The sequence below is a fragment of the Trichocoleus sp. FACHB-6 genome (assembly GCF_014695815.1).
GTDB classification, from domain to species: domain Bacteria; phylum Cyanobacteriota; class Cyanobacteriia; order Cyanobacteriales; family FACHB-T130; genus Funiculus; species Funiculus sociatus.
In genome coordinates this window covers 1-7,391 of sequence record NZ_JACJOY010000051.1, presented here as the reverse complement: position 1 = coordinate 7,391, position 7,391 = coordinate 1, and the positions used below count along the sequence as shown (strand labels likewise).

The following is a 7,391-nucleotide window of genomic DNA, read 5'->3' as shown; positions in this document are numbered from 1 at the left end:
AGCCGCTATGGATGATGATTATATGATTCAAGTTCTCAGTTCTTGTTTTCTTGACCCTACCTTAGATTCTTCTGATTCCTTGTGTCAAGCCTGATTAAGATGCTCTTACCCTGGCTGGATAGATAACTTTGCCGTGTTTCCTAAATAGCTGTATGTGGATTGAATTAGTAATAATACCCCACTGCACAGTTTTACAGTTACTGGCCAGCAAGTAGCGCTTAAGTTGCTTAACTGTTGATTGATATTGTGCAGATGCCTCGCTCAGGTTAACGTCTCTACCCTTTAGTTCAAGCAGAAGATAAGGGTTGGCTTGAGTAGCTAAGAAAATATCTTCATTGGTATTACGACGAAGAGCATAATCAACTGGCCCACCATCCCCGGTATTGTACTGGGGAACACGTTCCATTATTTCAAAACCAAGCGCCTTCAAAAATTCTGATCCGAAAATTTGATCGACTATAGATTCTTGTGCATTTTCAGGGAGGTTCAGCAGCGCTTGACTAAGTGTTTGCTCATTCATAACTTAAGGATAAAGAAACGATTAACTGATAAGGCTCTGCTAAGGTTAACTTTTTTCGTTTTACTAGCAGCACCAGCGTTGTATAGATGCGCTCGTTGTGGCCGGATTATGTTATTACACAAATCATTAAGACCATAAGGAGCAAATAACTGCCATTGTCCTCGATCACGCCATAAGATGCCTACAGATGTCGCCATGTGGAGTCAATTAGGGGAAAAACCAGCATTTCTGCAACCATCTACTGACATTTACGTTGGTCAGCCGGAATACAAGCCTCTGCGCGATCGCTACCCACAGCTTCATTCGCCAAGGAAGCCAGCGCCCAAGCCAGTGCCAAAATTCACCCTGTCTGGCAAGGGGGTGAGTCCATCGTCGGTAATCGTTGGCACACCTTAAATCAGAGCTTTATCGCTGGTGATTGATGCCTAGTGATGGTATCTGGTGGCAATCGATGGTTACTTTGCTTCCGACGACAAGAGCGATCACGCCTTTGAAGCCGCCCCAATCGATCGTTCAACGACATCAAAATGATGGCGTTCATGGGTTCATCAATCTCGTAACGTTATCAGTACCCCAAAAACCCTTACTAGGAAAGCGTTTCAGGGGCATTCGTTCAAAGTTTTCATTAGTGGTCAACGATCACCGTGCCGCACAGTCTAAAATCCCCCAAATTGTCCAGCTCACACCCCATGAAAGAACGTTAAAATTGTGCGTTCATGGGGTGTCCTCGCGTTCATGGGGTGTCCAAACCGTTGAAAGCAATTCCACCCAGCAACCCTGTTGTCCTTTTACTTGATACTCCACAGCCAGTCAAGGCACGCAGGTGATACAGTCATTAAGCAAAATGCCGCTTGACACTAGAGCGTCCAAAACAGAACCAGCTAGATTGTCTAGCTGGTTCTATGCGCCCCTTGAAGCTGAATCTTAACGCCTGCCCTTGAGATGGGAAGTCCAGAGCGATCGCTGTTGATTGGGCTGGCAATAATCGCTTTCTTACTACCAACTGAGAGCGGACGTGATCGCGTATCCAGCACTAAGCGATCGCGTAATACCCTCGCTCAATCTCCCGAAGACTGACAAGCCACCCTTCACATACTTCGAGGCAGTCATCCAATTGTTTAGTTACCCGCACTGTCTGCCCTTCGTAAAGCCCCTGCATCACCCGCAGTGCCTTGCCTACCCAGCTCTCGTCCGCCGCGCCCGTCTCATCTCGCTCGACTTCTTGTTCTAAATCCAAATTGGACATGACAGCCTTTTTATTTAAACAAATGGGCGTGTCATGTCCAAGCTCAGGTGCTTGCTGGTTTTGGATCTCAGCGTATTTCCTATTCAAAGCGTCAAGAACTGAAATTCTGTCCGGATCTAACAACTGCTCTCGGTCGAGTCGGTAATACCTGGTGTCGCCAGACTTGCGATCGCATACCAACCTGAGTCCTACTTTCTTCAGCAGTCGGTTAATCAAATCTATAGCGTCAGTCTTGGAAGTGACTGTGATGTTAAGTGCCGTGTAAAGCCGATGTCGCATGAAGTAAGCCCGCTGCAAGAACTCCTGAACATCTGCATCGGCTGCGGTGTAGTCTCGCTCTGGATCGATTAGGCTGAGCAAGCCTACATCTTTGAGTGTTTTAACTTGGGCGCTATAGGTGCGGACATCTGCAATGAAAGCGATACCTTGCGAGAATTGCTTAAGCTTGTGCCGCCATTCTCGTCGATCCAATTCTTGCGTCTTGGCCTCGTTCCCCAACATCCAATAAAGTTTTACAGAGTTTAACCAGCGTCGTCTATCTTCAATGACTGCCTTGCGGATAAATTGTGGTGTCAAATCCACGCCTGGAAGTTCGTTTTTCAGGAATGCCTTATCCGCCTTGTGCCTGTCTTCTTCTGTGGAATTAGAATTGCTCATAATGGCTTGAGCTTCTTCCAAGGAAATATCCTTAGCTTCTGACTTAGCTATAGATTCCTCATCCTTGAGTTCGTCCTTGGCACCAGCGATCGCATCTCCAAAGGGTGTAGGATTACCTTCAAAGCAACATAGAGTGTGTCCTTCTTCTTCTAGTTCTTGCATAAGCTGAACTGCTAATTGAGATAAACCAAAATTACGGCGAGCTTTTAATTTGGCATAAAGGTCAATGTGTGGGTTGTCCCAGGTTTTGGTTTCTGGATTCCACAGCTGGTTTAAAGCTTCCAGAATCTCTCCGTCTTCAGCTCCTTCTCCAGCAATGTTCTTGGCTAGATCAAGAATATTTATTGATGTTTCGGAGTGGAATTTCATTAACTGCCGCTTAACTACTTCAGGCAGAAACGATTTACACCCTGAAGTATCGTGGTTAGCATCCTTAGCCCAAACAATACGAGGCACAGGTCGTCTAACTCTTGCTAGCATCTGCCGACATTGAGACGGCTCTAAAGAACCGAAAAATAAGCCAAAAACTTCCTCAAAATATTCAATGGTAATAGAGACTCCAACGCCCATTGACGGCGTATAAATCAGTAAATCTGGCTGGAGAGTTTCAATGCTTTGATTCGCATCCTTAACAAAATTCCGTCCCCAAGCTTCCTGCGTAGTTTTTCGATCTATCCGAATAATTTTGGCATCTGGCTTCAACTTTAGTGCCGCTCGTTCCAACGCCTCTGCTTCAAGCTGGCTATCAGTTGCCACGGTTGTTTTTATGCCGTCCTCCAAATTTTGAAAAATTAAATCTTCTACATCGCCATACTTACCCGTGTAGAATTCAACATCCCAAGGTTTGCCCTTGTGGACGTTGACTACAGTAAAGATAGGCGCATCGGGAACGAGCTTCTTAACATAATTAACGGAAATATCAGTCAAATCAGCATCAGACAAAATCACCAACCCTTCGCTGCCCAAAACTTCCTGAATTTTTTTGGAAAAAGTATCAAGGACAAATGAGCGTTTTTCTCTGCAAGTTGATGAAGTCGCAACGTGAGAGAATCCCAGTTCTGATTCGTCGATAATGATAACGGCACGGCTTAAATTTTTGGGTAAAATCTTCCAGAGTGAATCCCAGCACAATGCCAATGCTTCTTCGTGTTCTCGCATCTGGTTAGTAAGCGTATAGTTACCAGATACGCCTACTTCGTCAATCCAAGCTATGTCCCACTTGAAAGCCTGTTCCCGACCAAGGGCAATGCGAGGAGTAATAGATACTACTGGACGGTTTTGAACTTTGTATTGGGCAATTAGGCGTTCAATTAAGGTTGATTTACCACCGCCCTTTCGTGCTTTAAGTGCAATAACTCCCTGGCTTGGTAGCTGCTGAACCAGAGTATCAATGGGTAGGTATTCGCAATCTAGCAGGATGTTAGTTGGGTAGGTTAAAGTGTTGAGTTTTTTCTGGGCATCGGAAACCTTCTGCCAGAATTGTTCTTTCTCTGCCAGCTCAGAAAATTCCTGTGGCGTTAGGTAGGCGATCGCATCAAAATTAGTTAGTTCATCTACATCCGGCTGACCTTTCTGAATTTGTCCCCACCAGGCGATCCGGACTTTATATCCCCATTCGGTAACAAGCTCGATAGTCCGGTTATATTGGCGTAAAACCGACTTATTGAGAATTGCTCCACCGTCTGGGTAAAGGTCAATTGTTTTCGTCCTCAGTTCGGCTGAAAGTTGATCGAGATTAGCTTTCAACTGTTTAGGGCTACTGGCAAAGCATCCGCCAGCGGCACCCAAGAAAATCTGATCCAAACGCTGGGCCGCGATCCAAGGTTTCAACAGTCCTTCGCAAAGCCCGATGCTGTTGCGCTTCGCCCCCTGCACCGGGCGATAGCAGCCGAGGGGTAGTTCTCCGCTCGGTAGATGAGAGCCAAACTTTGATTTAAGCCAACGATATTTACTTTTAGTGGCACCATCTAGACGAATCTGCATTCCCAGAATCCGTCCTTGGGTGTCCCAAGCAGGAATTAAGATTCCTCTAGCCGAGACAAACAACTGATTTCCACCCCAACCAACACCAGCGAGTCGCGGCGAGATATTTTGGAGCGGTTGATTGGGTACGGCAGTACGGAACAGTCCAGCTTTAATCTGAGCGTCGTCTAAACCGCGATCGCGTAAATTTTGATAGTGGTCATGCGCTAGGGACAAATGCAACAGCAGCTTCCGATTTTCAGCGCTGCGCTCGTCAATCGGAAGTGATTCATTGAGTTTTGAAAGTTCTTTCTCTCGTTCGTGCTGGCGGCGGCGGTTGTATTCCTCAGCGACATCCTGCCAGCTCTTGCCGTTTGTACCGTCATCTGGTGCATAAACACCCCAGATTGCATCCTTGGTGGATTTAATACGCTTCCATCCGGCGACACCAGCATCATTGTCGATGTAGTTGTGGCACAAAACCAAAGTATTAATCTGGCGACAATCTCCGGAGGTGTCGCCACAAATGGAGCAAGGGCTGGTACGCTTGGTAGGGGCAAACTTAGTCATTCCCCCCTCCAGCCGCGCGTAAGAAACAATCGCAATTAATGCAGCGCACGCTGGCTCGGAGAGTTGGCGCGATCGCTGGAATGATTGCGGATTCCCGGCACCCGCACAGCCAGCACGGAGGATTGAAAAGTGGAAGGTTTAACGATGTAGACTTAGCCTTTTTCGTCGTCGCCTGTAGGGTAGTCATAGCTCCACCCCCCGACACATTAGGTTTTGTGTCAGCGCAAGAGCGAAAAGGGCGTGTTCTCCACACAGTCCCTTTGCCTCAAGATATTTAAGTGCGTCTGTAAGTTCGTGTTTTCGGATGAACTCAGGTAGCGGCGATCGCTCGGTTGTTGCGTGAGGCGATCGGCGTTCACCCGAATCTACTGCAACTTGATCGGGATTATGTAATAATAATTCTAGGGAATCTCCGGTAAGTTTATCGGGATTATGAGATAACTTATCGGGATTATGAGATAATAATGATGCAAGAGAATAACTTTGCTCAAAAAAACTGTCAAGCATAGAATAGATAAGTGTCCCATCTATCCGCTGTCAACGGGAGTGGGAACCTGTAGTCCACTGCAATCGGTTCTGGGTCGGCAAACTTTGAAACCGTTGCGTGGGTGAATAAAAGAACTGAACGCCAGTAGTTTAAACTACTGGCGTTCTGATTTCGTAGCGAAGTGAACCCAGTTCATCCAGGTATTTATCGAGGGCTGTACGAGTAATTTCTGCCTTAGCAACGCCCAATTTGTTAGCGGTTGCCTGCAACCGATCGAATTGAGCAGCACCTAGTCTTTGTGTAAATCGAATTGGTCGTCTTTGTACCATCTGGATTCTCCAGGGCGGACAAACTTATTCTAATACATAAATACATTGGCGATCGCCTACCGCCTCGTTTCTGGCGATTTTCTCAGGAATATATTTAACTATGTTTAGTTATAACCGTGAATTGGTAATAGGCGATTGTCATGTTTGACTCCTTTGATTTGTATTACATTTTGCATCTGCTACAATAAATGCTTTTTTTTAGAACTAGGCGATAGGCGATCGCTTTTTTTGACCTGTTATTAGTGATCGCCACTCCCTAACAAACGCGATCGCCAATAATAAGTGTGATCGCATTTGTTCTTAGTGATGCTTTAGCTTGGTAAGAATTTCATCAAGAGGTGATCGCTTGGTGAGTTGGCTGCGATCACGCATCAATTTTCACTGCGATCGCTCCTCATTCTGCCACTGCTGCTTCTTTCGGCTCCTTTGGTTTTTTCTCAAAAACTTGGATGGCTGGCTCGTTCAACACAAAGCCTTGCCCTGTAGCTTCGCCCATCTTCCCAGCGATCGCAGCAACCCACATCGGGTAATCGGTTTGTGCCTGTTCTAACTTCTTAAAAACTTTGGGCTTTACAGTTACGCTGACAATTTGCCCGTCGCAGTCAATCTCGAAAGACTTCCAACCATTCTCAACAGTCTTCACGTCGGATGGAAACTCCGAAATCTTTATGGTTAATTCAAGCTTTCCCTGAGTTGCCATAAACAGTGATAACTCCTATATAAATGTGATGCGTATACTTTAGCTGCCAGTCCTTTGAGGCGCGATCGCCTTCCATCATTTCTCCTAGCTTGACTTGCGTTTGCTTTTAGCCTTCTCAGCAGCAACCCTTTCCCCCTCGTCACTACCAATGGACGAAGGAGCTTTCTTTTTCTTTGATTCTCTAAGCTCAATCGCATCGGCAATTAACCTGCCGACGATATAGCTTAGAGACCGATCTTCCTCTTTCGCCCATACCTCAAGCTTTTCCTTCGCCTCTTGAGGTATGTAGACGCTAACCAGCGCTTTGTCTGTCGGCATTGATATCTGCTGTTCTACAAAAAACATTTCTTCCATTATGGGTTCTTTGAATTACTTAACTAAAAACTCAGGTAATGTAATTTTCATTTCATTACTTTGTTGCTAATATAGCAGACATAGACGCAACACGGCACTAGAAGCACCTGGAACGGTTGCAACTGGCGATCGCCCTTGCGCCTGAATATGAGTGCTTCATGCTCAACACACCAAATTTTCGGCTCATTACACAAGGAATCAAAACAATGGTTGCCCCTAACTTTTCGCAGTTAACCAGATTCTACGGAATGGCAGTGAAGTAAAAATGTCAACACAAACCCGTATAGTTTTGTCAGCAGAAGTCAAGCCAATCGTTGACGAAATAAAACAAGTTACCAGTGCAAGTTCCACCAGTGAAGTTGTTAGCCTCATGCTGACCCGCTACGGAAAACATTTCATTACGTGGTGGCTGTCTAACCCACATCAGAACGAGCTAGCTGCTGCTCCACTCTTAGAGGATGTTTGAAAAGTGGTGAGGGGTTAAATATTATGCCAACCGCCTGACCATGATACGGATCATTGCCAGATAAATAAAAGTCTCCGATGTTTCTGGCAATAACTCATAA

Annotated in this window: 10 protein-coding genes; 3 read left to right on the top strand and 7 right to left on the bottom strand. The window is 45.8% G+C overall.

What is annotated here, in order from left to right:
- Window positions 1-94 precede the first annotated feature (94 nt).
- On the bottom strand, window positions 95-520 hold the full coding sequence (locus tag H6F66_RS09875; protein ID WP_190420674.1) for a hypothetical protein: 426 nt from the start codon (window positions 518-520) through the stop codon (window positions 95-97).
- Window positions 517-717: a nucleotidyltransferase family protein gene (locus tag H6F66_RS29285; protein ID WP_190420672.1), complete on the bottom strand. Its 201-nt coding sequence runs from the start codon at window positions 715-717 to the stop codon at window positions 517-519. The genes H6F66_RS09875 and H6F66_RS29285 overlap by 4 nt, the downstream gene beginning before the upstream one ends.
- Between H6F66_RS29285 and H6F66_RS09865 the strand changes: the two genes are divergently transcribed.
- Window positions 698-916, top strand: a complete 219-nt coding sequence (locus H6F66_RS09865; protein WP_190420678.1) for a hypothetical protein — start codon at window positions 698-700, stop codon at window positions 914-916. The two genes, H6F66_RS29285 and H6F66_RS09865, sit on opposite strands and share 20 nt — an antisense overlap.
- Window positions 917-1,462: 546 nt before the next feature.
- Window positions 1,463-1,597, top strand: a complete 135-nt coding sequence (locus H6F66_RS28855) for a hypothetical protein (RefSeq protein WP_277874028.1) — start codon at window positions 1,463-1,465, stop codon at window positions 1,595-1,597.
- Here the strand turns inward: H6F66_RS28855 and H6F66_RS09860 are convergent.
- The 5 genes from H6F66_RS09860 to H6F66_RS09840 all read right to left on the bottom strand — a co-directional run bounded on the left by H6F66_RS09860 (window position 1,554) and on the right by H6F66_RS09840 (window position 6,825).
- Window positions 1,554-4,955, bottom strand: coding sequence for a plasmid replication protein, CyRepA1 family (locus tag H6F66_RS09860; RefSeq protein WP_190420671.1), 3,402 nt, complete (start codon window positions 4,953-4,955; stop codon window positions 1,554-1,556). The two genes, H6F66_RS28855 and H6F66_RS09860, sit on opposite strands and share 44 nt — an antisense overlap.
- A 183-nt stretch (window positions 4,956-5,138) precedes the next feature.
- Entirely contained in the window at window positions 5,139-5,462 is a 324-nt protein-coding gene (locus tag H6F66_RS09855) for a hypothetical protein (RefSeq protein WP_190420670.1), read from the bottom strand.
- 129 nt (window positions 5,463-5,591) lie between these two features.
- Window positions 5,592-5,771: a hypothetical protein gene (locus tag H6F66_RS09850; RefSeq protein ID WP_190420669.1), complete on the bottom strand. Its 180-nt coding sequence runs from the start codon at window positions 5,769-5,771 to the stop codon at window positions 5,592-5,594.
- Between the two features lie 394 nt (window positions 5,772-6,165).
- Complete coding sequence (locus tag H6F66_RS09845) at window positions 6,166-6,471, bottom strand: fertility inhibition FinO-like protein (protein WP_190420668.1); 306 nt, start codon at window positions 6,469-6,471, stop codon at window positions 6,166-6,168.
- A gap of 84 nt (window positions 6,472-6,555) precedes the next feature.
- Window positions 6,556-6,825, bottom strand: coding sequence for a ribbon-helix-helix protein, CopG family (locus H6F66_RS09840; RefSeq protein WP_199313315.1), 270 nt, complete (start codon window positions 6,823-6,825; stop codon window positions 6,556-6,558).
- A 265-nt stretch (window positions 6,826-7,090) separates the two neighbouring features.
- Between H6F66_RS09840 and H6F66_RS09835 the strand changes: the two genes are divergently transcribed.
- On the top strand, window positions 7,091-7,291 hold the full coding sequence (locus H6F66_RS09835; RefSeq protein WP_190420667.1) for a hypothetical protein: 201 nt from the start codon (window positions 7,091-7,093) through the stop codon (window positions 7,289-7,291).
- Window positions 7,292-7,391: the final 100 nt, after the last annotated feature.

What these genes read in the sequence shown, in the direction of transcription:
- H6F66_RS09875 (WP_190420674.1), bottom strand. Translation starts at nt 520, where the DNA reads ATGAATGAGCAAACACTTAGTCAAGCGCTGCTGAACCTCCCTGAAAAT.
- H6F66_RS09865 (WP_190420678.1), top strand. Translation starts at nt 698, where the DNA reads ATGCCTACAGATGTCGCCATGTGGAGTCAATTAGGGGAAAAACCAGCA.
- H6F66_RS29285 (WP_190420672.1), bottom strand. Translation starts at nt 717, where the DNA reads ATGGCGACATCTGTAGGCATCTTATGGCGTGATCGAGGACAATGGCAG.
- H6F66_RS28855 (WP_277874028.1), top strand. Translation starts at nt 1,463, where the DNA reads ATGGGAAGTCCAGAGCGATCGCTGTTGATTGGGCTGGCAATAATCGCT.
- H6F66_RS09860 (WP_190420671.1), bottom strand. Translation starts at nt 4,955, where the DNA reads ATGACTAAGTTTGCCCCTACCAAGCGTACCAGCCCTTGCTCCATTTGT.
- H6F66_RS09855 (WP_190420670.1), bottom strand. Translation starts at nt 5,462, where the DNA reads ATGCTTGACAGTTTTTTTGAGCAAAGTTATTCTCTTGCATCATTATTA.
- H6F66_RS09850 (WP_190420669.1), bottom strand. Translation starts at nt 5,771, where the DNA reads ATGGTACAAAGACGACCAATTCGATTTACACAAAGACTAGGTGCTGCT.
- H6F66_RS09845 (WP_190420668.1), bottom strand. Translation starts at nt 6,471, where the DNA reads ATGGCAACTCAGGGAAAGCTTGAATTAACCATAAAGATTTCGGAGTTT.
- H6F66_RS09840 (WP_199313315.1), bottom strand. Translation starts at nt 6,825, where the DNA reads ATGGAAGAAATGTTTTTTGTAGAACAGCAGATATCAATGCCGACAGAC.
- H6F66_RS09835 (WP_190420667.1), top strand. Translation starts at nt 7,091, where the DNA reads ATGTCAACACAAACCCGTATAGTTTTGTCAGCAGAAGTCAAGCCAATC.